Origin of the sequence: Pseudomonas sp. Nvir (assembly GCF_963778085.1) — a bacterium.
Taxonomy (GTDB): Bacteria; Pseudomonadota; Gammaproteobacteria; order Pseudomonadales; family Pseudomonadaceae; genus Aquipseudomonas; species Aquipseudomonas juntendi.
The window spans coordinates 3,914,740-3,936,180 of sequence record NZ_OY970405.1; the positions used below are offsets into that span (position 1 = coordinate 3,914,740).

Here is a 21,441-nt window from a genome sequence, read left to right on the forward strand (position 1 = left end):
GTATCAGGATGAAACTACCGAAAAACGACGAAACAGATCTCGACAGCGAAGCCGCCCGCCGCGCCCTCGACTACTACCTCAACCCCAACCCGCCACGCCCGACGCTGGACAACAAGATCTGGACCCTGCACGAAGGCGTGACCAGCGAGCAGGCCCAGGAACACGCCATCGCCCTGCTGCGCTGCGCTGCCGCCACCGCACAGGAAACCGCCACGCACCAGCACGGCAGCCAGCGCGAGCTGACCTTCGCGCTGATGCACATGATGGACATGGCACGCGCGCTGCTGGAGCACAAGCAACGTGAAGACCGGGGTTTGTAAACGGAAGGGAGAGCACGTGATGGCCGCGTAACGGCAAAGGCCCCGATTGCCGGGACAAGGAAGCGCACCGGTAAAACTTTTTTACCGGAATGATGAAAATTCATTTGACTGGCAAATGATAACGATTATTATTGCACTCAGCTGATCGCGAGATCTGCTGGATAACCTGAAAGCTTAGGTCGCTTTCAGATTATCTCCTCATCAGGCTAATCACGGTTTTTGACCCGGCTTTTTGCCGGGTCTTTTTTTTGGCTCTTCAGGCTAATGAAGATCGTGATGGCGCGCATGGTAGCAAATGTGTTTCAGGGCGTGAACGCTCATTACAAAACTATGCGCAATCAGCACTTGAGAATCAATCTCGTTTCGCCTACGCTGACCACGCATCACGGAAGATGCCCCCACCCCTTCCCCTTTGTAGCGCAAGGAGCCGGTCATGACCCGTCTGCTGCTGCCCGTCGAACACCCCACCGCGGTCAATGAGCCTGATGCCGACAATGCCCTGCTGCACGCGCTGAAGCGGCTGCCACGCCGGGTGCAGCAAGTGATGCTGCTGAGCCGCCTCGACCAGCTGGACTTCGCCAGCATTGCCACCCGCCTTGACCTGCCACTGGCCACTGTCGAACGCAACATGGACCAGGCCCTGATGGCCGGGCGCCCGCGCCGGGACGTGCTGGCAAGCGTGGCCAGCCAATGGTACGTGCGCTTGCAGAGCCCCCAGGTGACCGCATGCGAGCGCATCGACTTCCGCCGCTGGCTGGACGCAGATGCCGCGAACTTGCAGGCGTTTCACCAAACGGAATTACGCTGGCGCAGCCTGCTGGGGCCGGCGCGCCAGCTTGGCCAGGATGGTTGGTACCGGCAAGGCCGGGCGGCGCTGTCGCTAGGCGGCTGCTCGGTGGCGGTCGGGGCTGGGCTGGCGGCGTTACTGGTGTGGGCATGGTGCAGCTGATGCCCGCTGCCGGTTCACTTCAGGCCCGCCGCCGCAGCCCCTCTGAAGCCTGCCCCCTCAGCCCATTACGCTGCCAATGAAATTCGCCAGCTCCGCCGTACGCGGCGCGGCGAATACATCACGTGGGTGACCGGTTTCGTGAACCTTGCCGTGGTGCATGAACACCAGCTTGTCACCCACTTCCCGGGCAAAGCGCATTTCATGGGTCACCATGATCAAGGTCATGCCTTCCTTGGCCAATTGCCGCACAACGCCGAGCACTTCGTTGACCAGTTCCGGGTCGAGCGCCGAGGTGATCTCGTCGCACAGCAAAACCTTGGGCGACATCGCCAGGGCGCGGGCGATAGCCACCCGTTGCTGCTGCCCGCCAGAAAGGCGGTCCGGGTAGGCGTCGAACTTGTCGCCCAGGCCAACCCTGGCCAGCATTTGCTCAGCCAGTTGGCGGGCCTGGGCCTTGCTCGTCTTCTTCACCACCTGCGGCGCGAGCATGACGTTCTCGCCGACCGTCAGGTGCGGGAACAGGTTGAACTGCTGGAACACCATGCCGACTTTCTGCCGCAGCGTGCGCAGGTCGGCGCGCGCGGCATCCAGGTACTCGCCATCCACTTCGATCACGCCGTCACTGATCGACTCCAGGCCGTTGAGCGTACGCAGAAAGGTACTTTTGCCGGAACCGCTACGGCCGATGATGGCGACCACTTCACCCTCTTCGATGCTCAGGTCTACGCCCTTGAGCACGTGGTTGTCGCCATAGTACTTGTGCAACGCAGACACTCTAAGCAGGGGCATGCAGCCTCCTTTCCAGGTAACGGGCGCTCAGCGAGAGCGGGTAGCAGAGCATGAAATAACCCACGGCCACCAAGCCGTAGATCAGGAAGGGCTCGAAGGTGGCGTTGGCGAGCATGCCGCCGGTCTTGGTCAGCTCGGTAAAGCCGATGATCGAAGTGACCGCCGTGCCTTTGACCACTTGCACCGAGAAGCCAACGGTAGGTGCCACGGCAATCCGCAGCGCCTGGGGCAGGATCACGTAACGCATCTGCTCCAGCCGGGTCATGGCCAGGCTGCCGGAGGCTTCCCACTGGCCACGTGGAATAGCCTCGACGCAGCCGCGCCAGGTTTCAGCGAGAAAGGCACTGGTGAACAATGTCAAGGCGATGGCCGCCGCCATCCAGGCCGAAATATCGACGCCGAACAGGGCAATGCCGAAAAACACCATGAACAACTGCATCAGCAGTGGCGTGCCCTGAAACAGCTCGATATAGCCCTTGGCGGCCCCGCGCAGCACGAAGTTGTCAGAGAGGCGCGCCAGCAGCACCAGCAGGCCGGCGACGCCACCGCAGATGAACGCCACCAGCGACAGCAGCAGGGTCCACTGCATGCCAACCAGCAAGTTGCGGACGATGTCCCATAAGGTGAACTCCATTCATCGTCTCCCCATCAGAAAGCGCTGCCCGAACCACAGCAGCAGCTGGCGCACCGCGATGGCCATGATCAGGTACAGGCCCGTGGTCAGCAGGTAAGTCTCGAACGCCCGGAAATTGCGCGACTGGATGAAATTGGCTGCAAACGACAACTCTTCGGTGGCAATCTGCGAACAAACCGCCGAGCCCAGCATGACGATCACGATCTGGCTCGACAGGGCCGGCCAGACTTTGGCCAGCGCCGGTTGCAGGACCACATGGCGAAACGCCTCGGCGCGGCTCATGGCCAGTGCCGCCGCAGCCTCCAGTTGCCCTTTGGGAATGGCCTGGATACCGGCGCGGATGATTTCGGTGGAATAGGCCCCCAGGTTGATCACCATGGCCAGCACCGCGGCTTGCCATTCCGTCAGGCGCACCCCCAACGCGGGCAAGCCAAAGAAGATGAAGAACAGCTGCACGATGAAGGGCGTGTTACGGATCAGTTCCACGTACACGCCGAACAGCACATCGAACGGTTTGAGCCGCCAGGCACGCGCCACAGCGCCAAGTACGCCCAGAGCTACCCCGAACAGGGTGCCCACTGCGGTCAGCTGGAGCGTGAACAACGCCCCCTTGAGCAGCAGGTCGCCTTGGGCCAACACGGGCGCGAAATCGAATTGATAGGCCATCAGTCAGCGAATCCAGGGGCAGTTCAGAGGTCGGCCGGCAAAGGTTGCTTCAACCATTTTTCAGCATTGCGGTTGAGGCTGCCGTCTGCCTTGGCGGCATCGAGGGTGGCATTGACCTTGGCCAGCAAGGCAGGCTCCTGCTTGGCCAGCCCGACGTACACGGGCGAGTCCTTGAGCTTGACCTTCATCACCGGCACCTTGGCCGGGTTCTTCTCGGCGATGACAGCCATCACCACGCTGCCGCTGGCAATCAGTTCAACCTGGCCAGACAGGTACGCTGCGATGGTGGAGTTATTGTCCTCGAACCGCTTGATGACCGCGCCTTTGGGGGCAACCGCTGTCAGTTCCATGTCCTCGATCGAGCCGCGGGTCACACTGATGGTCTTGCCGGCAATGGCACCGATGTCGCTGATCGACGTCTGCTCCGGGCCGAACACGGCCAGGTAGAACGGCGCATAAGGGCGGGAGAAATCGATCACGGCTTCGCGCTCGGCATTCTTGCCCAGGCTGGAGATCACCAGGTCGACCTTGCCCGTGGTGAGGAACGGGATGCGGTTGGTGCTGTTGACGGGCGTGAGGGCCAGCTTGACGCCCAGCTTGTCCGCCAACAACTGCGCCGTGTCGATGTCCAGGCCGCGGGGCTTGAGGTCGGGGCCGACCGAGCCGAACGGTGGAAAGTCCTGAGGCACGGCCACTTTGAGCACACCACGGGCAGTGATGTCGGCCAGGGCGTCGGCCTGGGCCTGGGCAGCGCCCAGTGCGCCACCACACAGCAGCGTCGCCAGCAACAGGGAGCGGATGTTTTTCATGGGAAAGCCTCGGGGTATGCAGAAGGTCGTTAGCGCTGAAACTGCACAGCCCGTGCCAGCATTGGCGCCTGGCCCCGGAAAAGCCCGGGGCATGCGGCTCTTCGCGGTCTTACTGGTCTGAACAGTCAGCCCGCCAGCGATGGCCGTGCCCCGCTTTCGTGCAGCCTGCCCTGCACTTGCGCCAGCACGGAGCGAGGCTTGCCAGACACCCGGTAAAGCCTTTACAAAGCGCAGACCGCTTCCCAACTGGTCTGAACAGATGCTCGACACGCTCCCCCGCGCCGTTCCGGAAATAGCCTTGCAGGCCATTCGCAAGCTGATCGAGGCAGGCGACTATCAACCCGGCGATGCCCTACCCTCGCAACGCGACCTGGCCGAGCAGTTGGGCATCAGCCGTGCGTCACTGCGCGAAGCGCTGTCGTCGTTGAGTGCGCTGGGGCTGGTGAGCGTGCAACCGGGCAAGGGCGTTTTCGTGCAGGCGCCCTCCGCCCCCCCGGCGGCCACGTTCTCATGGCCATACGCCGAACAGGTATCGGCGGTGGACACCTTCCAGTTGCGCTATGCCTTGGAGGGGTTCGCGGCAGGCCTGGCTGCCCTGTACCTGACCGGTGCGGATATCGATGCGCTGGAGGCGAATGTCGAGGCGATGCGCCAGGAGCTGCGTGCCGGCCGTTTCGACGCCGCCGCCCGCCTCGACTACGCCTTCCACCGGCGCCTGCTGGAGGCCAGCGGCAACCTGGCGATGCTGCAGGTGATCACCGCCAGCCAGGACATTTTCCTGGAAAGCCAGAAACTGCCCTTCATTCGCCCCGAGCGGGCCATGGAAACCTGGCAAGAACACCGCAAGATCCTGCGCCAGCTGGCCCGTGGCAACCAGGCCGGTGCACAGCGTGCCATGCAGGAGCATATCCGCAATGCGGCTGCCCGTACCGGTGTGGTATTTGCGGCCTGAAACCCGGCCACTGCCCTATTCCGGGCGGCTGCCCAACTCGCCATTGTGCAGGGCGATCTTGATCGCCTGAGCCGTGGTTGCCACACCCAGCCGCCGCCGCGCCGCACGCAGGTGGTTCTCGACGGTGCGTTCCGACAAGCCAAGGGTTGCAGCTATATCGGCTTGCCGGCTTCCGGCAGCGGTCCAGCGCAGTACTTCCCGCTCCCGCGCCGAAAGTTGCGTGGCACTCGCCGCCAGGGCCACCTGCATCGCCACTTCGGCTACGCCGCAGGTCATCGCCCGGACGTTTCTTTCAACAAGGCGGCCGCGGCCAGCTTGCCAAGGTTGTTGCCCGCAAGCGGGCTGTCGCCGGTGAGCAACTTGCGGTCCTGGTACACCTTGCCAGTAATGTCCTGGTTGATGATCTCTACCCCCAAGGCCCGCAGCTTTTCACCAAACTTCCAGGTCAGGTGCCCCGGCATGTAGCCGATATCCGGGGTTTGCGCATCCAGCGCGTCAGGGAACGCACAGATCTTGTAGCCGCTGAACCTGTAGTTTTCCGCCGTTTTATCCACGCCCGCGGCCAACAGTGCCGCGGGGCCATGGCACAGCGAAATGATGAATTTATCGTGGTCGGCCGCCCACTCCAGCACCTGTTTGACCTCGCTGCTTTCCGGCAAGCCGATCAGCGCACCGTGCCCCCCGGGAATGAACACGCCGATGTAGTCGGAGTCATCACCCAAGCCCTTGACGACCTCTGCCAGCTTCAGCGGCTGCCTGAATGACGCCTGGTACTTGCGGTAAAACGCTTGTACCTCCTGGTCTTCCGAGGGCATGGCCCAGAATTCGAACTTGACCGGGTTGCCCGACACCGTGGCGATATCGAAAGCGAAGCCCGCCTTGTCCATGTGGTACATGGGCAACAAGGTTTCTACCGGGTGGTTGCCTGTCGAGAAGAGGGTGCCATTGGCAGTTTGCAGGTAGCGCTCATCGGCACCGATGACCAGAACCTTCCAGCGGCCACCTTTGTACGCACCAGGGTACTCGGCATCGCTCAGGTCAGAGGTGGGCGAAGTGTATTGGTTCAACGAATACGGTGAGGGGAAAAACGCGCCCACCTCAGCAGGGTCTGGGGTTGGGCGTTTGTCTTCGGCTGCAGTGGTCATCGCGTACTCCTCGATAAAGGTTGACGTCGATGACCATCCTAGGCCCCGCCCCACGTTCCAGCAATGCGGGTTTTCCCTTAATGGCGCGCTACCTCAGGCCGGGTCAGAGCTGAAACCGGCGTACCTGCCCCTGCAGTGAATTGCCCAAACCGGCCAACTCCAGGCTGGCCGTGCTGGTCTGTTCGCTGGCGGTTTGCGCCTGTTCGGTAATGTCGCGTACGTTCAGCACATTACGATTGATTTCTTCGGCGACGGCACCCTGCTGTTCGGCAGCCGCCGCGATTTGCTGGGTCATGCCCTGAATGCCGCCGATGCTGTGGGTGATGTTCTCCAGCGCAATACCTGCATCGCGGGCCAGTTGCACGCTCTCGCCGGTCAGGCCGCGGCTGGTTTCCATGCGCTGCACGGCTTGCAGCGTGCCCGCGCGCAGGGCTGCGATCAGTTGTTCGATGTCTTCGGTTGAGCGCTGGGTGCGCTGCGCCAGGGCACGCACTTCGTCCGCTACCACGGCAAAGCCACGGCCGGCCTCGCCTGCACGCGCGGCCTCGATCGCCGCGTTCAATGCCAGCAGGTTGGTTTGTTCGGCCACCGCCTTGATCACGTCGAGCATACTGCCAATGCGCCCGCTTTCTTCAGCCAGCGTGCTCACCGCTGCGCTGGTCAGCTCCACCTCGGCAGACAGGTTTTCGATGCGCGCAATTGCGCTTTTGACGATGTCGCCGCCACTGACAGCATCCTGCGCCGCCTGGTTGACCGAGCGCGCGGTTTCGACCGCGTTGCGGGCCACATCCTGCACCGAGGTGGTCATTTCGTGCATGGCCGCAGCCACCTGCTCGGTTTCCTGCATCTGCTCGGTAGCGCCTGCCTGCGTCTGCCGGGTAATCGCCGACAGCTCTTCGGTGGCGCTGGCGATCTGCGTCGCCCCATCACCGATATGCCCAACCAGTTGTCGCAAGCTGCCGGTCATGTGCTGCAAGCCATCTTGCAACTCGCCGATTTCGTCTTTGCGCGAGCCCGTGGGGAAGACGCTGAGGTCACCCTCGGCAATGCGCCGCACCCGGGCCAACGCTTCGCGCAGGGGTGGCACGATCTGCCGCGTGATCAACACGGCCGCCAGCCCGCCCAGCAGCAGCGCCAGCACCAGGCAACTGATCAGCGTCCACGCCGCATCACGGGTATCGTCCTGGCGCATCTGCATCTGCTGGTCGTACAGGTCCTGGCTGGTCTGCAGCAATGCATCACCCTGCTTCTGGATGTCCTTGAGCAGGGTGTCGATGCGGGTCAACGCCGCGCGGTGAGTGTCCAGCGAGGCCCGGTAGGCGGTAACGGATTGCGTCAGCTCATTGAGCAGGCTTGCACGCGAGCCCTGCAGAACATCCCCCAGGGTTTGCAACGCGGTCAGTGTCGCGTCAACGGCCTTGGCCGCAGCAGCGTACTGCTTGCCATTGCCACCGTAGGTGTAGCCACGGGTTTCAAAGCGCGCATACAGAAATTGCATCTGCAGGTCGTTGACCGCCTTGTAGAGTGCCTGGTCACGCAAGCCGTTCTGTTCACCCGCCAGTCTGTCGAGCTCATCCAGGCGCTTGAGTGCGCTGTCGCCGCTGCTGCGGCGTACCGCCCGCGACTGCTCGATCTGCTCATAGGCCTGGCCCAAGGATTCAATACCCCGCTGGTAGGTGGCCAGGTATTCCGCCAGCGAGGCAATCCGCCGTGCATTCTCGGCATTGGCAAAAAACCCTTGCAGCTCGACCAGGTGCTGCCCAACTTCGACGATCTTGTCCTGCAAAACCTTGGCAGCCTGGGCGTCGCCTTCACTTTGCAGGTAAGCCGAACGGTCCAGGCGCATCTTGGATATGTCGTCCATCAGCCGGTTGACCGCACTCATGCGGTCCATCCGGTAGGACAAGCTGCTGATGGCGCTCCAGCCTGCGCCAATGCTCAAAACCACCAACAGCAATAGCAGGCCGAAGCCGGTCATCAGCTTCTTGGCGACAGTGAGGTGGGTTAGCCAGTTATTCATATCATTGCATCCTTGAACGATGTCGCTGCCAGGTCGCGATGAAATGAATGCGAATGGGCAGCTGGGCGCGCCGCCCAGGCGATAAAGCGGACCGGGCTGGGCTCAGGCGATATTTGAGGCAGCTCGAGAGCGTGACAGGGCCACATAAATCAATCAAATGCAAATATCGAAGCAATTGTTGCGAATGGGGAATTAATAGCGGCTATTTACAGCGTTTCCCTAGTGCCTGCATCCGATCAGGGCAGGCTTTCACTGCATGGCCTTTTGACGCTATTTTGCTGAGGTGCCGCTTTACGTCAGGCGCTTGAACATCATAGGAATACCGTCATGCGCACCATTTGGTTCTTGTTACTCCCGGGCACACACATTCTGGACCTCGGCGGGCCGCTGCAGATCATGGCCAGCCTGGAAGAGCTGCGGTTGGCGCCGGTCAGCGTCCGTTGCATCGCAGCCAGACAACAGATGAGCAGCTATCAAGGTGTGACCTTGAGCGGCTTGCATCCCCTGCCCGAACAGCTTTCGCCCGAAGATTTGCTGTTCGTGGTCGGCAACAAGCTGTCTACCAGCCCCAGCGACGCTGCGACCTTGGCCGCAACCGCGCAGTGGCTGGCGAACGTGATGGGGCAAACCCCAGACGTGCAACTGTGTTCCATCTGCACCGGCGCGTTCCTGCTGGGCGAAGCCGGGCTGCTGAACGGCCGTGAATGCACCACCCACCACCGCTATGTCGGCTTGCTGCAGGCACGCTACCCAAAAGCCAAGGTGCTGGAAAATCGCCTTTTCGTGGAGGACGACGGTTTGTTCACCTCGGCGGGCGTGTCCAGCGGCACCGACCTGGCCTTGCATATCGTGTCGCTGCATTTCGGCAAAGCCGTGGCCAACCAGGTGGCCCAGGAGCTGGTGATCTACCGTCGCCGTGCTGGCGAAGATGTGCAACTGCGCGCGGCAGACCTGGCACGCAACCACATCCACCCGCTGGTACACGCGGCCCAGGACTATATCGATACGCACCTGGGCAGCAGTTTCAGCTTCGAACAACTGGCCAGCCAGTTCAATGTCAGCTATCGGCACCTGGCACGCCTGTTTCGCGAGAACACGGGGCAAACCCTGCAGGACTACCTGCGCGCCCAACGCATCGACCTGGCCCGTGACCTTTTACGCGGCAGCCGCCTGAATGTGGAACAGATCGCCGAACGTTGCGGTTACGGCAGCAGCCATGCCTTTCGCCTGGCCTGGCGGCGGGAAATGCCGCAACCGCCGCTGCAGTTTCGCAGCGTGATCACCCAGGAAAACACCTAGTATCAGCGACCACTCACGGTGGGGGTGGCGAAACTGTCTGTGAAAAACGCTACCACAGCCTTGCGCGACGCCTCCCGGGCTGCTGGGTCCGGTGCCGAACGCCCCAAGCCGCCCTGGCCACGGTGCAGGAACGGATCCTTGTATTCCTGCGCGGCTTCCAGGCCATTGAAGCCATGCTCGGCACCGGGGTAGACCAGCACCTTTGCCCGTGCCTGGTCTTCGGCAGGCAGGCTTGCAACCAGTTTGGTACAAGCCTTGGGGTCATCATCGTACTGGTCCTTTTCACCGACCAGCACCAGCAGGCGGGCCGGCGCCAGGTGCTTCAAGTCATAGCCTGGCACACGGTTGTATCCCCAGCACACGGGATAGAACGCTGCCAAGGCTACGGGGCGCACCCCAGAGGCCTGTTGCAACTCATCGTCGATGGACGCAGACGCGGCGAGCATGGCCTGGGCGCCACCCCATGAAAACCCGAGCACCCCTACCCGCTCGCTATCGACCCCTGGCTGATTGGCCAGGTAAGACAAGGCGCCCGCCAGGTCCGGCAAGGTATCGTGAACCCGGGGCGGCCGCCCCTGTGCGCCGCCAGCCAGCCGGCGCGCGCCCCACATGTCCAGTTCCAGCGTGGCGATGCCGCGGGCATTGAGGTCGGCCGCGTGCAACGGCCCGCGTGAGTCCATCCCCGCCGAGCCGTGCAATATCACCACAGCCGGTGCTGGCCCGGCCTGGTTGGCCGGCATAGAGAGCACCGCTGGCACCCTGATCGGTTTCAGTTTGCCGGCAGAAGGCAGGGGCTGGCTGTAGAACGAAACCAGCCGCTTGCTGACGCTGGCCACAGTCTCGCCAGCGTCGGATGCAACCTCAGCCTGGGCCGCTGCCAACGGCAGCGCACACCCCAATAACAGGCTGATGGCCAATTTTTTATACATTTAACGACTCCTGAACGCCCCAACGGGCTTTTATTGCTGCTGTTTCACAAAAAACGGACGCCCGTCTCAGCCGCACATCGCCATCGCTGCCACACCCTCGATGGGCCAGCGGCCAAGCGCCAACGGGTCCAGCACCACCATTGCGATCAGCACACAGCACCCCAAGCCGAACGCCACGGCATAACCGCGCACTTGCCGGGCGGTGCACGCGCCATACACCGCGACCAGGGCGAGCAATTGCATGCCCACGGCAAACACCCCAATGGAGAACCCGGAAGCGAGCAGTTCAGCCATTGGCGACCACACTGCGGGGGCGGCCCGACGCTGCCTGTACCGCGGGTTGGAAGGCCACGGCATCGAAGGCCTGTTGCAGGTCGGCCTTGATATCGCTCACCCGCTCCAGGCCGACGCACAGCCTGATCAACCCGTCGGAAATGCCGGCGTGGCGCCGCGCTTGCGCATCCAGGCGGCCATGGGTGGTGCTGGCCGGGTGCGTGACCATGCTGCGGGTATCACCAATATTGGTGCAGCGCGCCACGCACTGCAGTTGATCGATCCATTGCCAGGCCGCTGCCTGCCCGCCGAAGATCTCGAAACTCAGCAAGCCGCCATGGCCGTCCTGTTGCCTGCACGCCAAGGCATGCTGAGGGTGTTGCGCCAGGCCGGTGTAATGCACAGCGCTCACCAGGGGTTGTTCGCCAAGCCACTGGGCCAGCTCCAGGGCGCCCTGTTGCACCCGCAGCATGCGGATTTCGAGGGTTTCCAGGCTTTTGAGCAACAACCAGGCATTGAACGGGCTGCAGGAAATACCCAACGTGCGCAACACGCCCCTCAACACCTGCATCAGGCTCTTGGAACCGGTCACTACACCGGCCAGCGCACGCCCCTGGCCGTCCATGTACTTGCCCGCCGAATGGATGACCAAGTCCGCACCCAGGCTGTGCGGGCGCTGGAGCACCGGCGTCAACAGGGTGTTGTCCACCACGACCAGCGCATCCTTGGCGTGCGCCAGAAGGCTGATGGCACGGATGTCACCAATTTTCAGCAGCGGATTGGAGGGGGATTCCAGCACCACCAGGCGGGTCTTGTCGTCGATCGCCTGCTGCCACTGGCCCAGGTCGGTAAGGTCGACGAACCGCGCCTCGATGCCGAACCGCGCCATGTAAACGCTTAAGGCACTGGCGGTGGTACCGAACACATCGCGGCTGCAGACAATGTTGTCACCCTGCTGCAGGAACCCATGGCACAGCGCGGTGAACGCGCCCATTCCCGAAGCGAACGCCACCGCGTCTTCGGCTTGTTCGAGCGCCGCCACGCGGCCTTCGAAGGCTTGCACCGTGGGGTTGGTGAAGCGGCTGTACACATTACCCTGCTGTTGCCCGCTGAAACGTTCTGCAGCCTCTTGCGCCGACGCAAAGGTATAAGCAGACGTCATGGCCAATGGCTCGCAGAAAACATCGGACAAATCGCTGACCCGATTGCTGTGCAGCGCCGAAGTTGCGTCAAAGCCGTCCAGGCCAATCGCAGACGATTGCATGGTGCATCTCCTTGTTTGCATTGAACAATGCGCAGTTGATCGGGGGCTATTCCGCTTCAGCCACTGGCGGGGCCGAGGCTTCTGCGGCCACGCGTGCCGAAACCAGCCACAGGGAAGCCAGTGCAGCCATCACGGTGGCCGTCGCCAGGCCAACCAGGGTCAACTGGTAGCTTTGATGCCGGTCGAAATCCAGGGCGCCGAGCTGTGTGGCCAGCAACGCACCCAGTTGGTGTACGAGGAACAGCAGGCCAAACACCTTGCCTTTGATTTCGGCGCCATACAGGGCAAAGCAGAATGCTGACGTGAGCACCACCGTACCCAGGTAACTGGCACCGAACAGCACCGCAAACAGGTAGGTACCCAGCGGCCCGGGCGTGGTCAGCAGGACGATCACCGCCGCCGTACGCAGCAGGTAGAACATCATCAGCAGCAGCCCTTTGTTGTAGCGGGTAGCCAGCCACCCAGCCATCAGGCCACTGACCAGTTCCAGCACACCCAGCAAGCTCAGGCCGCTGGCTTGTACCGAGCTAGGCAGCCCCTCGCCCTGCCAGAACGACACCAGGTGCACGTCGATGAACGCCATGGTGGCCCCACAGCTGGCGAAGCTGAGGGCCAATACGAAGAACCGCGAATCACGCAACAGAAACGCGACCGAGTGCTTGACCAGCGCCGCCTGCGGGTCGGGCTTGAGCGGAACGGTGCGCGCCACCCAGTACAGCGCCAGGCTCAACGGCACCAGGAAGATCAGGCCGACCCAGGAGAACACCGGCTGCCAGCCCACGCGCTGCTGCAGCATGATCCACAGCGGCGAAAGCACGATGAAGCCGATCGACGTGCCATTGGTCACGAAAGCGAAGGCGAAGGCCTTGAAGCGCTCTGCGACCAGGCGATCGACCAGAATGCCCATGGGTACGTAGGTCATCGCGGCAAGGGCGAAGGCACCCAGCAGGCCATACAACAGGGTGAACAGCATCAGCTGGCTGCCGACCAAGGTCACCCCCAGCAGCACCACCCCTGCACTTACGCTGCCCAGGGCAACCGTGCTCAGCGGCCCAACCCGGTCGCTCAGCCAACCCACCACCGGCGACACCAGGCCAATGGTCAGCACGAACAAAGAACCTGCCGTGGCCAAGGCTGCACGCCCGCCACCAAAGTGCGTGGCCAGGTCGACGAAGTACACTTGGTACAGCCCTTTCAGGGCGCTGGACAGGAACATCACCACGAAGCCGACTACCAGCACCGAGACGATCAGGGTTGAGCTGAATTTCTGTTTCATGGCCAATCCTCTGCGCGGGGTATTACACCGCTTCGGCCTGGGGAGCCCGGCAATACACCTGGTACATGTTTTCGTACATCGCGTAGAACAGCTGGCAGGTGTGATCTACCGCTTGCAACGCCTCTTGTTGCATCTGGGCCGTGGTGCACAGCTGCGAAACCAGATCCAGGCCTTCGTTGACGTGGCCAACGTCTTCCTTCTGGTGCACGGAGAAGAACAGCAAGTCGTGCTCGGTCAGGCCGTACGCCCGGCCGAGCAGCACGTGACGTGCATCACCGGCAACGGTCTCGAGGTTTTGCCCCTCGCTGGCGATCATCACCGCGGCAGCCCCCACGTGGTAACGCGCCGGGTCACGTACCGCCTGCAGGCGGTAGTCGATTAGCTCCCAGGTGGCCGGCAGCAGTTGCTCGGCATCACGCTCGGCATCGCTGATGCCCAGTGCACGCAAGAAATTCTGCATGAGCACCACATGGTTATCGGTACGCGAGAGCCGCCCGGTCTCCTCCTCGAAGCAGTTGGTGATCAGCGCGCGCTTGTGGGCAGGCAGCGGGCAATGGAAGAACAGGTGCTCGACATAAGTCAGGAAGTACTTGGTGAGTTGGTAACCTTGCAGCGCGACCTTGCGCAGGAGCGGCTTGTTGCCTTCAGGTGAAAGCAGGGCTTCGAAGATCGGGTGAGACAGCGTCAGGTGGTGGTGCAGTTTCTGTTCCAGCTGATCGCGAAAGGCTGCAGTCGACAAGGCCATGGTGGCGTTCCTTGAATGATGGAAAAGGGGGCCCTTGGCGGCGATGGCCGCAGGCGAAGGATTGAGGGCGCTTCAGCTCAGGTTGAGTCGCTGGGCCAGGCTTTGTACTGACTGGGCCATGTAGTGGCCGCGGTGCTTCACACCGTTGACCCGCGCGTAGTCGTCGAGCACGCCGTAGGTCTGAAACCCGAAGCGTTGCCATAGGCGGTGGGCACGGGTGCCTTCGCGTACGTCCAGGGTCAACAGTTCGATACCCTTCGCCTGGCACAGCCGCACGATTTCCGCGAAGGCCCGGGCCACCAGCCCGGAGCCCCGGTAGTCTGGGTGTACCACGCCTTTGCTCAGGTCAGCGATGTGGCGGCAGTTGGGCATGCTGCTACGGGACAGGATGACCAGGCACGCCGGGCCGGCAGGTGCCCGGCCGAGCAAAGCGTAGGTATGCCCGCCCTCGATACGCGCCTGCAACGCCGTGGCGAAACCGACACCCTGGTCGACCGACATCGCCTGCTCGTAGCCCAGCACCCCGCCATCCTCAACCGTGCTGTTGATGAGCTTCATGATGTCCAGTGCAACAGTACGGTCAGCCCGTTGTAGCCATTGCAACTGCGCCTCGGTGGAATCTTGTGGCGCCAAGGAGAGGGAGGTGTTCATGGTGAAATCCCGTGTACGTTCAGGCAGGGATTTAACCGTTTAGGTGTAACGTGGAGTAAGCAGGCAATCGGACAGAAAACGGAAAGATAGTGACAACCCTCAACCTGGCCGGGAACCGCGGCGCAGACGCTGTGCTGCACCGCGCCGCCTGCTCGGCGGGCAGGGTCGCGCACCCGCCCGGTGCCGTGGCATTTTTCAAACGATCCCTGCGCCCCTGCGAACCCGCCTTACAGCCGGGCCTCAAGCGGCTGCTGCAGCAACCCACGGGGTAACTGGAAGCCCTTGAACGGTTCCTGGGTAATGGGGTTGAACGCTTTTTCAGCGCTGAGCCGGTAGCGCATCACGCCATCACCGGTGCTGAAGCTCAGGTCCACGCTGGTTGCGGTTCGCCCATTGAGCGAACCGCGGCTGAGCAAGCGGAACATCGACCAGGGGCCGCGGTACTCCAGGCGGCTGCTACTGCCGTTCTGCCTGAGCAGGGTCAGGTTACTGCGCACGTGCCGGCCAAGCGTGTTCGGCCAGATGATGCCGGTGAGCTGCCGCGGGCCATGGGTGTAGGCAATCAGCTGGCCGTCAAGGTCCAGCAGGCTGGTGCGCTGGTTAGCGCTGAGCCCCAGCGGCTCGATGCTGAACTGCACGCTCAGGTTGCCACGCTGGTCGAAGAAGGTTTCGCGAATGCGGTTGGCCAGCGCCAACTGCTCGATCACATCGCTGCGGATCAGCGACTGCCCTTGCGGGCCGGCGCGCAGGGCCTCGAGGTTGTCGTGCAGGAATGCCCTCAGGTATTGATCACTGAAGCGCTGCAACCGCCCCTGCGGCCCGAAGAACGCCTCGAAGTCATCCAGCGACGCATCCGGCGCCCTGGCCACGAAAGGGTAACGCCCGGCAAGGCGCTGCTGGAAGAAGCTGTAGACCTCGGTGTCCCAGCGCCGCTCCAGCTCGCGCAGGGCTTCGATGTGCAGCACTCGGGCGGTTTCATCGGCCACTTTCCTGGCGTGGTGATTGAGCGGTTCAGGCAAACCGGTGGCCACCCGTTGCAGAGTGCCGATCGGGTCCGGGCCGGTCATCGCAAAGCGCTGCTGCACCGCTTGCAGGGCGGCCTTGCCCCGGTCTGGGCTGCCCTGCACGGCCTTGGCGTAATCGTGCACGGCCACCATGGCCGCCAGCACTTCATCGTAATAGCTTGGCTTGTCTTGCGTTGCATGCAGCATCCCGTTCAGCCCCGCAAAAGCCCGCTGGATGGCCCAGGCCTGCTGGCGCTCGGGCTCGCTGCCCTTGGGCATGAGCGTGTCGCTGGCGCTGCCCGTGTCGGGTACCTCAGCCGATGACAGCGAAGTGTTTTCCTTCACCGTAGCCAGCAGCCGATGCCACGGCGCCGCGGGCCCGGTCAGCTGCTGCAGGACCATTACGCCGTGTTCGAGGTCGTGAAAATCCGCCACCGAAACGGCATTCAATGCACGCCGCCAGCTGTTTATGTAGTCGGTGCTATACAGGTTGCGCAGACGCTCGCTCAACACCACCCGGTCAGCGTCCGAGTACTCCAGCTGGCTGCGCTCACCCAGCGCCCACTGGTCGATCATCGCCATGTCGGCGAAGCTTTGGCTGCGGGGCTCGAAGTACTCTTTGAAACCCTTGGCGGTGTGTATCGGCGCCAGTCGCACATCCTCGCCGCTGGCCCCTGCCGAGCGCTGGAAGACCACGTCGAACGCGGGGCCGACCTGCTGACGCAAATCCAGGCCCGTGAGCAGGTGTTCCTGAGCCTGCTGCTTGAGCCCGGCATATACCCGCTCCGGTAACGGCACCTTGCGCAACGCCGCCTGCACCACGGCGATACGCTGGCGGTACTGCGGCAACTCGGTGTCGGCATAGGCCAAGGCGTACTTCAGGTGGCGCATGAGGTCGCGCTGCAGCTGCCCTTGGCCAGGAAACTGTTGCTGCCACTGGCGGGCCATCCATGTCTCGACCCACTCAGGCCGCCGGTTCTGGCGGTCTTCCAGCATACGGTAAACCCGCAGGGCAGCCATTTGCCGTTCACTGCCAGGCGTAGCGGCATCCATGGCGTCGAGCACGCCACTGGCCAAGGCCGGCAGGAATCGCCTGGAGAGCAAGCTGAGGTAAGCCTCATCGACACGCGGGCCAATGATACGCCCCTGGTAGAGGCCTAGATCAGAAACACCCGGCCAGGCGGCGCGGTAGTCGCCAAACACCGAAACCGCATCGCGGATCTGGTCCAGCGGCTCCAGCAGGTTGCGCCCGGTCGGGTCCAGGCGCTGATCCACCTGGTGGTGGCTGTACTCCCGGCTTTTGGCGAGCACGTTGGCGGCCTTGGCGCCATTGATGTCGAAAAAGCGCTGCCAGCTGGCTACGGCAACACAGAAAGCCAGCATGCCTACACCCGAGCCGACCCATAACAACCGGCGCTTGCTGCGCGCCACCTTGATGTTGTCTCCGGCAAGCCCCGCCTCCTTGTAGATGACACGCCGGAACGCATGCTGGATGAAGTAGGCAAACGCTTTGCCTTGCGCCTTGCCCTCCAGCAACGGAAGCGCTGTGTTGTAGGGCTGGGCTGACTCGCGGACGAAGGCGTTGAGCACGTCCCCTTGCTGAATGACCGAAGACCAGTACACCCCCCGCACCAGGGCGGGTATGGTGTAACGGTCACTCGCCAGCGTTTCTTTCAGGAAACCCAGCAGTATCGGGCGCAAGCCGATCAACTGGGCATGCAACGAGAACAGCCGCGCGCGCTGCGGCGCACTGGCCAAGGTATCGAGTCGATCCACCACCTGCTCGAACAGCCGACTGAGCAACTGCTGGTAATGATCGCCATACTCCTGCAGCCAGGCATCGAAGGTGCCGACCGTATCCAGCTTGAAGGTGAAGCCCAGCATGTTTTCCCGCAAGTCGACGGGGAGGCCCCCATAGAGCTGGTCGAAGCCGTCCAGCAGGTCGAATTTGCTCAGTACCACATACAACGGCAGGCGCGAGCCCAACTGGCTGCTGACTTCGTACAGCCGTGTGCGCAGCCTGTGGGCCAAGGCAACACGCTGCTCGGGCGTACCCTGCAATAACGCAGGCAGGTCCACGACCAGCACCATGCCATTGAGTGCCCGCTGGCTGCGATTGTGCACCAGCCAACCCAGCAGGTGCTGCCAGAGCCTGGCGGGGGCAGCCGGTGGCACCTGCGGGGCACCTGGCGCCCCGGCGAGCGAGCCTGCCGGCGAATCCTGCCTGATAAAGGCCCCGGGCGGGTCGATGATCACCGCCTCGTTGCTGACCCACCAGCCTATCGGGAAGGCCAGCGCCTTCGCCTGTTTACCCCGCGCCTGCACCTTGTCGATCCGGGTCAGGGAAAAGCTTTGCTCCGTACGGTCGATGAAACTGGACTTGCCCGCATGCTGGTCGCCTATCACCAGGTACCAGGGCAATCGGTACAGGGCACGCCGCCCTCCCGCACTGCCGAGCAATCGCGCCAGCCCTTGGTCCAAGGCGTTTTCCTGGGCCCGAAGCAACGGCAATACGCTGTCCAGCTCTGCGGCCGCCGCCTCGTTGCGCTCTGCCTGAAGGCGCACGTAGCGCCTGCGCAGCGCCAACAGCCAGCACAGCAGCGGCACCAGCACGAGCACCAGGCTGGCCAGGCTGCGGTGCGCGATGCTGGCAAGCGGATGCTGTTCACGCCATGCCCACTGTGGGCCAAGCCACCAGATGGCGACCAGCATCAGCACGCTGCCCAGCAAAAGCAGCACAGGCATGGCCAGGCCGACTCGAGTCGCCAGGGGCAAAAGCCAACGTTTCAATAGCGTCCATCGTGGATTCATGGCGGGTCCTAGTCCTTGTTCTGATCGGCCAACGCATCAGGGGCGGCATGCTGTTGCAGGCGTTTGAACACCTCCGGCTCCCAGGCACTGGCCATGGTTTGCTGCATGGTTCGGGCAACACTGGCGCACAGGTCCTGGGCCAGCCACGAGACGCCGCGCGCGGCCAGCAGGTCGGCCGCGATCACGGTGGTGTGGCAGCGCTCACGCGGCGCCCGAATATCTGCCTGCATGGCCTGGAGCCTGAGCAAAACCGGCTCTACCCCACCGTTTTCCAACTGGCTGACAAGTTCTTCGCGCAGGCCCACGAACTCTTGCGCCGTTTCAGCTTGCGGTTGCTGGCCTGCGCCTTTGAGCCAGGCCATGCACTGGTCGTCCAGAAACGCCGTGCCGTCGCTGAAGCACAACTGCTGCAGGGCGGGGATACGCTGGACGAACCGGGCAGTCGCTGCGCGGATGGCTTCGGCCACCTCAGGCATTGCCAACCGTGTGGCGGTGGTGGCCGCAAGCAAGCTGCCGCGCATCCAGAAGGGGCAAGCCGACACGCTTTTTTCGATCCGCTGCAGCAGCGCCGCGTCGAATACGCTGCCGGCAATGGCCTCTTCATAATCGCCGGCGATCTCCAGCGGCACCGCCATCAGCTCGGTGCGGTGACCTTGCCCTGCTTGAGGCGCGGCCTGGATGTGAGCCCACAAGCCGAAGCGACGCAACTGATACCCCGCTGGGTCGTAGGGGTCCTGCTGGTTGATCAGCTCAGCCATGCTCAGCACCGCCCTTCGTGATTCACGCTCGTTGCCTAGCGACACGCGGGGCATGGGTGTGGCGATGACTTCGGCCAGTGGCGCGGGCTTGATGACGGGCGCCGAAGCCCTGGCCGCAGCAGGCTCGCCTGCGCCACTCGCCCGTTCCGAGTGCTTGCGTAGCAGCCGCGCCATATCATCGAGCATGGCGTCGTCCAGCAGGGCCACGGCTTGCAGCTGTTGCAGCCGCAGCAGCGCCTGTTGCGCCCCGGCCGCATGCGCAGGGCTATAGGTGAAACGGTCCAGGCGCGGCAGGGCTTCGTTCAAGCGGTTGAGCACCAAGCCAACCAGCTTGCGCTTACCCAGGTAACCCTTGGGCCCTGGCTTGGGATAAGCCGTCTCCCAGTAGCGCTCGACCATGCCGGCCAGCAAGGTCAACGTAAGCGCCCAGCGTTCCCAACAAGCACTGCGAAGCCATGCGGCACTCAGGTGTGCCACGATGCGCAGATGCTTGCACTGTTGCCCCAGGTACTGGCGCGACGCTTCCTCGATGTACACCCAATCGATAGTGCCCTCCTGCAGGCCACCCAGCTTGACCATTTCCTGGTCGATGGCCTGGTAGGTCTCATCCTCCACATCGAACAGGCCGGCCGGTGCTTGCGCGTCGATGGCTGTGAGCAACCGGGCGATTTCCTGTGCATTGACCTCGGCTACCAGCGACATGCCTTGCGCACCTCGCCGATAAGCGGGTCAAGCCCCTGAGCGTCGAAGACCAACCCGCCAACGGCAGGGTTTTCGCTGTGCACCTGAATGCGCCGGGCCCCGATCAGCTGCCTGATCTGTTCGATTCCGGGCAGGCCGCGGCCGGCATCGAGCACCTGACCGTTCTCCGTCACCTGCCAGGGCGTCGCGGCGGTGGCGCCACGCTCCCCCTGCAAGCGCACCGTCAGCCGGCTGGCATCCACGGGGTGTGCGGCGATCAGTTGCAACCGCGAGATGTTCTGCAAACAGCTGATTACCAGGTAGGGGTGCGGTGCAGCCGAAGCGATTGCGGGTGCAGAAATCGTCAGCCCCTCGTCTTCACGCGTGAGCCGGAACGTCAAATCGTCGGGATTTCGGCCTGTTTCATAGGCCAGCACCCGACCCACCGTGGGGGAGTCCTGCTCCGGTGCCGACCACTGCGCGGCCACGCGGTGCGCAGGTGTTCCGGCGGATTGATCGAAACAGGCCAGGCGCTCAACGTTGGATACGATGCGCGAGCAATTCTGATCGGCATGCACTGGCAGTGGCATGCAATTGATTATCAGAAAAAGACCTGCGCCAGAGGTATGTTTCGCCAGGCATCGCAATTAAATTCCCTCTCGATAGTACATATGCCCTGTATCAGCTCCGCTGATATTTAAACGCAATCACGGGCACTCCGGCCCGCGAGTGGCAAGAGACTAGCTCATAAAAAATCGCAAATACAAACAAATATTTTTTTACACTTTGACCCTCGACTGAATAACAATTTCAGGCGCAAGGTTTTTACGCAAGAGGCAATGACTACCTCGCTCTTGTTTATATCGTAATCAAGTCTGAAGGAAATTTCCTACAAACTAAATCAGAACTCACGAACAACTATCAGGGACTTCCCACACAAACCAAGGAGAGATTCTGCGATGGCAAAGCCCACAGGATCGGTTGCACCCAAAGAACGAATCAACATCCGATACGTGCCCGCCACAGGTGATGAACAGGCCGAAGTAGAGCTGCCGCACAAGATGCTGGTGATGGGCGATTTCGGCCTGGATGACGCCCGCGCGCTGGAAGACCGAACGGTCATGCGCATCGATAAACACACCTTCAACAATGTGTTGAATGACGCCGACGTCCGTCTGGCCATGTCGGTGCCCTCCATGCTCACCACGGCTGCCGACGCGGAGCTGGCGGTTCATCTGCAGTTCAGGTCGCTCAATGACTTCGCACCAGACGGTATCGCCCGCCAGGTACCGGAGCTGAGCAAGCTGCTGGAGCTTCGCGAAGCGCTGGTGGCGCTGAAAGGCCCACTGGGCAACGTGCCCGCGTTCCGCAAGCAACTGCAGCACCTGCTGAGCAACGAGCAGGCCCGCAAGCAACTCGCCGAAGAGTTGAACCTGGTGCTTGAGGCGCCAAAAGAAGACTGAGAC

At 62.6% G+C, this 21,441-nt stretch carries 20 protein-coding genes and 2 pseudogenes; 5 read left to right on the top strand and 17 right to left on the bottom strand.

Annotation, left to right across the window (positions count from 1 at the left end; translation table 11 throughout):
- The first annotated feature begins 8 nt into the window (after positions 1 to 8).
- Together AACG97_RS18900 and AACG97_RS18905 are read left to right on the top strand one after the other, a co-directional pair.
- Positions 9 to 320, top strand: coding sequence for a DUF6124 family protein (locus AACG97_RS18900; RefSeq protein ID WP_009686368.1), 312 nt, complete (start codon positions 9 to 11; stop codon positions 318 to 320).
- 433 nt (positions 321 to 753) lie between these two features.
- Entirely contained in the window at positions 754 to 1,269 is a 516-nt protein-coding gene (locus AACG97_RS18905; RefSeq protein ID WP_054881748.1) for a DUF4880 domain-containing protein, read from the top strand.
- Positions 1,270 to 1,326: 57 nt separating this feature from the next.
- Here AACG97_RS18905 and AACG97_RS18910 read toward each other — a convergent pair whose 3' ends face one another.
- From AACG97_RS18910 to AACG97_RS18925, 4 genes are read right to left on the bottom strand one after another with little or no spacing between them, the layout of a single operon-like run.
- Positions 1,327 to 2,058, bottom strand: a complete 732-nt coding sequence (locus AACG97_RS18910; RefSeq protein WP_009686366.1) for an amino acid ABC transporter ATP-binding protein — start codon at positions 2,056 to 2,058, stop codon at positions 1,327 to 1,329.
- Positions 2,045 to 2,692 carry an amino acid ABC transporter permease gene (locus AACG97_RS18915; protein WP_009686365.1) on the bottom strand — a complete coding sequence of 216 codons (648 nt, stop codon included), beginning with the start codon at positions 2,690 to 2,692 and terminating at the stop codon, positions 2,045 to 2,047. The genes AACG97_RS18910 and AACG97_RS18915 overlap by 14 nt, the downstream gene beginning before the upstream one ends.
- Positions 2,693 to 3,358 (bottom strand): amino acid ABC transporter permease, encoded by a 666-nt coding sequence (locus AACG97_RS18920; RefSeq protein WP_009686364.1) that lies wholly within the window; start codon positions 3,356 to 3,358, stop codon positions 2,693 to 2,695.
- Between the two features lie 23 nt (positions 3,359 to 3,381).
- Entirely contained in the window at positions 3,382 to 4,167 is a 786-nt protein-coding gene (locus AACG97_RS18925; RefSeq protein WP_009686363.1) for a transporter substrate-binding domain-containing protein, read from the bottom strand.
- Positions 4,168 to 4,426: 259 nt separating this feature from the next.
- Here AACG97_RS18925 and AACG97_RS18930 point away from each other — a divergent pair, with 259 nt between their 5' ends.
- Positions 4,427 to 5,119, top strand: a complete 693-nt coding sequence (locus AACG97_RS18930) for a FadR/GntR family transcriptional regulator (RefSeq protein WP_029887434.1) — start codon at positions 4,427 to 4,429, stop codon at positions 5,117 to 5,119.
- Between the two features lie 15 nt (positions 5,120 to 5,134).
- Here the strand turns inward: AACG97_RS18930 and AACG97_RS18935 are convergent.
- The 4 genes and pseudogenes from AACG97_RS18935 to AACG97_RS28120 all read right to left on the bottom strand — a co-directional run.
- Positions 5,135 to 5,353, bottom strand: a pseudogene (locus AACG97_RS18935) (LuxR C-terminal-related transcriptional regulator); the annotation flags it as partial.
- A gap of 38 nt (positions 5,354 to 5,391) precedes the next feature.
- Entirely contained in the window at positions 5,392 to 6,264 is an 873-nt protein-coding gene (gene hchA / locus AACG97_RS18940; RefSeq protein ID WP_144188723.1) for a glyoxalase III HchA, read from the bottom strand.
- 103 nt (positions 6,265 to 6,367) lie between these two features.
- Positions 6,368 to 7,231: a methyl-accepting chemotaxis protein gene (locus tag AACG97_RS28115; protein WP_370738668.1), complete on the bottom strand. Its 864-nt coding sequence runs from the start codon at positions 7,229 to 7,231 to the stop codon at positions 6,368 to 6,370.
- Positions 7,223 to 8,284: pseudogene (locus AACG97_RS28120) on the bottom strand (methyl-accepting chemotaxis protein); the annotation flags it as partial. The gene AACG97_RS28115 and the pseudogene AACG97_RS28120, both read right to left, overlap by 9 nt.
- Positions 8,285 to 8,611: 327 nt before the next feature.
- On the opposite strand from AACG97_RS28120, the gene AACG97_RS18950 reads away from it, so the two are divergent.
- Entirely contained in the window at positions 8,612 to 9,583 is a 972-nt protein-coding gene (locus AACG97_RS18950; RefSeq protein ID WP_115294446.1) for a GlxA family transcriptional regulator, read from the top strand.
- Between the two features lie 2 nt (positions 9,584 to 9,585).
- Here the strand turns inward: AACG97_RS18950 and AACG97_RS18955 are convergent, their stop codons facing one another.
- From AACG97_RS18955 to vasI, 9 genes are all read right to left on the bottom strand, one after another.
- Positions 9,586 to 10,512 (bottom strand): dienelactone hydrolase family protein, encoded by a 927-nt coding sequence (locus AACG97_RS18955; RefSeq protein WP_009686357.1) that lies wholly within the window; start codon positions 10,510 to 10,512, stop codon positions 9,586 to 9,588.
- A gap of 66 nt (positions 10,513 to 10,578) precedes the next feature.
- Positions 10,579 to 10,806, bottom strand: coding sequence for a hypothetical protein (locus AACG97_RS18960; RefSeq protein ID WP_029887440.1), 228 nt, complete (start codon positions 10,804 to 10,806; stop codon positions 10,579 to 10,581).
- On the bottom strand, positions 10,799 to 12,049 hold the full coding sequence (locus AACG97_RS18965) for an aminotransferase class I/II-fold pyridoxal phosphate-dependent enzyme (protein WP_029887441.1): 1,251 nt from the start codon (positions 12,047 to 12,049) through the stop codon (positions 10,799 to 10,801). The genes AACG97_RS18960 and AACG97_RS18965 overlap by 8 nt, the downstream gene beginning before the upstream one ends.
- Before the next feature lie 46 nt (positions 12,050 to 12,095).
- Positions 12,096 to 13,325: an MFS transporter gene (locus AACG97_RS18970; protein WP_029887442.1), complete on the bottom strand. Its 1,230-nt coding sequence runs from the start codon at positions 13,323 to 13,325 to the stop codon at positions 12,096 to 12,098.
- 22 nt (positions 13,326 to 13,347) lie between these two features.
- Entirely contained in the window at positions 13,348 to 14,070 is a 723-nt protein-coding gene (locus tag AACG97_RS18975) for a TenA family transcriptional regulator (protein ID WP_197885433.1), read from the bottom strand.
- A gap of 72 nt (positions 14,071 to 14,142) precedes the next feature.
- The gene (locus AACG97_RS18980) at positions 14,143 to 14,721 is read right to left on the bottom strand and encodes a GNAT family N-acetyltransferase (RefSeq protein ID WP_197885434.1); all 579 of its coding nucleotides are present in this window, start codon (positions 14,719 to 14,721) and stop codon (positions 14,143 to 14,145) included.
- A gap of 227 nt (positions 14,722 to 14,948) precedes the next feature.
- On the bottom strand, positions 14,949 to 18,536 hold the full coding sequence (gene tssM / locus AACG97_RS18985; RefSeq protein WP_225786081.1) for a type VI secretion system membrane subunit TssM: 3,588 nt from the start codon (positions 18,534 to 18,536) through the stop codon (positions 14,949 to 14,951).
- A gap of 8 nt (positions 18,537 to 18,544) precedes the next feature.
- Positions 18,545 to 19,996 carry a type VI secretion system protein TssA gene (gene tssA / locus AACG97_RS18990; RefSeq protein ID WP_225786080.1) on the bottom strand — a complete coding sequence of 484 codons (1,452 nt, stop codon included), beginning with the start codon at positions 19,994 to 19,996 and terminating at the stop codon, positions 18,545 to 18,547.
- Entirely contained in the window at positions 19,984 to 20,565 is a 582-nt protein-coding gene (gene vasI, locus AACG97_RS18995; protein WP_197885437.1) for a type VI secretion system-associated protein VasI, read from the bottom strand. Before vasI ends, tssA begins: the two co-directional genes overlap by 13 nt.
- Before the next feature lie 369 nt (positions 20,566 to 20,934).
- Here vasI and tssB point away from each other — a divergent pair, with 369 nt between their 5' ends.
- Positions 20,935 to 21,438, top strand: coding sequence for a type VI secretion system contractile sheath small subunit (gene tssB / locus AACG97_RS19000; protein WP_009686347.1), 504 nt, complete (start codon positions 20,935 to 20,937; stop codon positions 21,436 to 21,438).
- Positions 21,439 to 21,441 lie beyond the last annotated feature (3 nt).

Bases quoted from the DNA above. Each gene is read 5' to 3' on its own strand.
- AACG97_RS18900 (WP_009686368.1), top strand. From the start codon at position 9: ATGAAACTACCGAAAAACGACGAAACAGATCTCGACAGCGAAGCCGCC.
- AACG97_RS18905 (WP_054881748.1), top strand. From the start codon at position 754: ATGACCCGTCTGCTGCTGCCCGTCGAACACCCCACCGCGGTCAATGAG.
- AACG97_RS18910 (WP_009686366.1), bottom strand. From the start codon at position 2,058: ATGCCCCTGCTTAGAGTGTCTGCGTTGCACAAGTACTATGGCGACAAC.
- AACG97_RS18915 (WP_009686365.1), bottom strand. From the start codon at position 2,692: ATGGAGTTCACCTTATGGGACATCGTCCGCAACTTGCTGGTTGGCATG.
- AACG97_RS18920 (WP_009686364.1), bottom strand. From the start codon at position 3,358: ATGGCCTATCAATTCGATTTCGCGCCCGTGTTGGCCCAAGGCGACCTG.
- AACG97_RS18925 (WP_009686363.1), bottom strand. From the start codon at position 4,167: ATGAAAAACATCCGCTCCCTGTTGCTGGCGACGCTGCTGTGTGGTGGC.
- AACG97_RS18930 (WP_029887434.1), top strand. From the start codon at position 4,427: ATGCTCGACACGCTCCCCCGCGCCGTTCCGGAAATAGCCTTGCAGGCC.
- hchA (WP_144188723.1), bottom strand. From the start codon at position 6,264: ATGACCACTGCAGCCGAAGACAAACGCCCAACCCCAGACCCTGCTGAG.
- AACG97_RS28115 (WP_370738668.1), bottom strand. From the start codon at position 7,231: ATGACCGGCAGCTTGCGACAACTGGTTGGGCATATCGGTGATGGGGCG.
- AACG97_RS18950 (WP_115294446.1), top strand. From the start codon at position 8,612: ATGCGCACCATTTGGTTCTTGTTACTCCCGGGCACACACATTCTGGAC.
- AACG97_RS18955 (WP_009686357.1), bottom strand. From the start codon at position 10,512: ATGTATAAAAAATTGGCCATCAGCCTGTTATTGGGGTGTGCGCTGCCG.
- AACG97_RS18960 (WP_029887440.1), bottom strand. From the start codon at position 10,806: ATGGCTGAACTGCTCGCTTCCGGGTTCTCCATTGGGGTGTTTGCCGTG.
- AACG97_RS18965 (WP_029887441.1), bottom strand. From the start codon at position 12,049: ATGCAATCGTCTGCGATTGGCCTGGACGGCTTTGACGCAACTTCGGCG.
- AACG97_RS18970 (WP_029887442.1), bottom strand. From the start codon at position 13,325: ATGAAACAGAAATTCAGCTCAACCCTGATCGTCTCGGTGCTGGTAGTC.
- AACG97_RS18975 (WP_197885433.1), bottom strand. From the start codon at position 14,070: ATGGCCTTGTCGACTGCAGCCTTTCGCGATCAGCTGGAACAGAAACTG.
- AACG97_RS18980 (WP_197885434.1), bottom strand. From the start codon at position 14,721: ATGAACACCTCCCTCTCCTTGGCGCCACAAGATTCCACCGAGGCGCAG.
- tssM (WP_225786081.1), bottom strand. From the start codon at position 18,536: ATGAATCCACGATGGACGCTATTGAAACGTTGGCTTTTGCCCCTGGCG.
- tssA (WP_225786080.1), bottom strand. From the start codon at position 19,996: ATGTCGCTGGTAGCCGAGGTCAATGCACAGGAAATCGCCCGGTTGCTC.
- vasI (WP_197885437.1), bottom strand. From the start codon at position 20,565: ATGCCACTGCCAGTGCATGCCGATCAGAATTGCTCGCGCATCGTATCC.
- tssB (WP_009686347.1), top strand. From the start codon at position 20,935: ATGGCAAAGCCCACAGGATCGGTTGCACCCAAAGAACGAATCAACATC.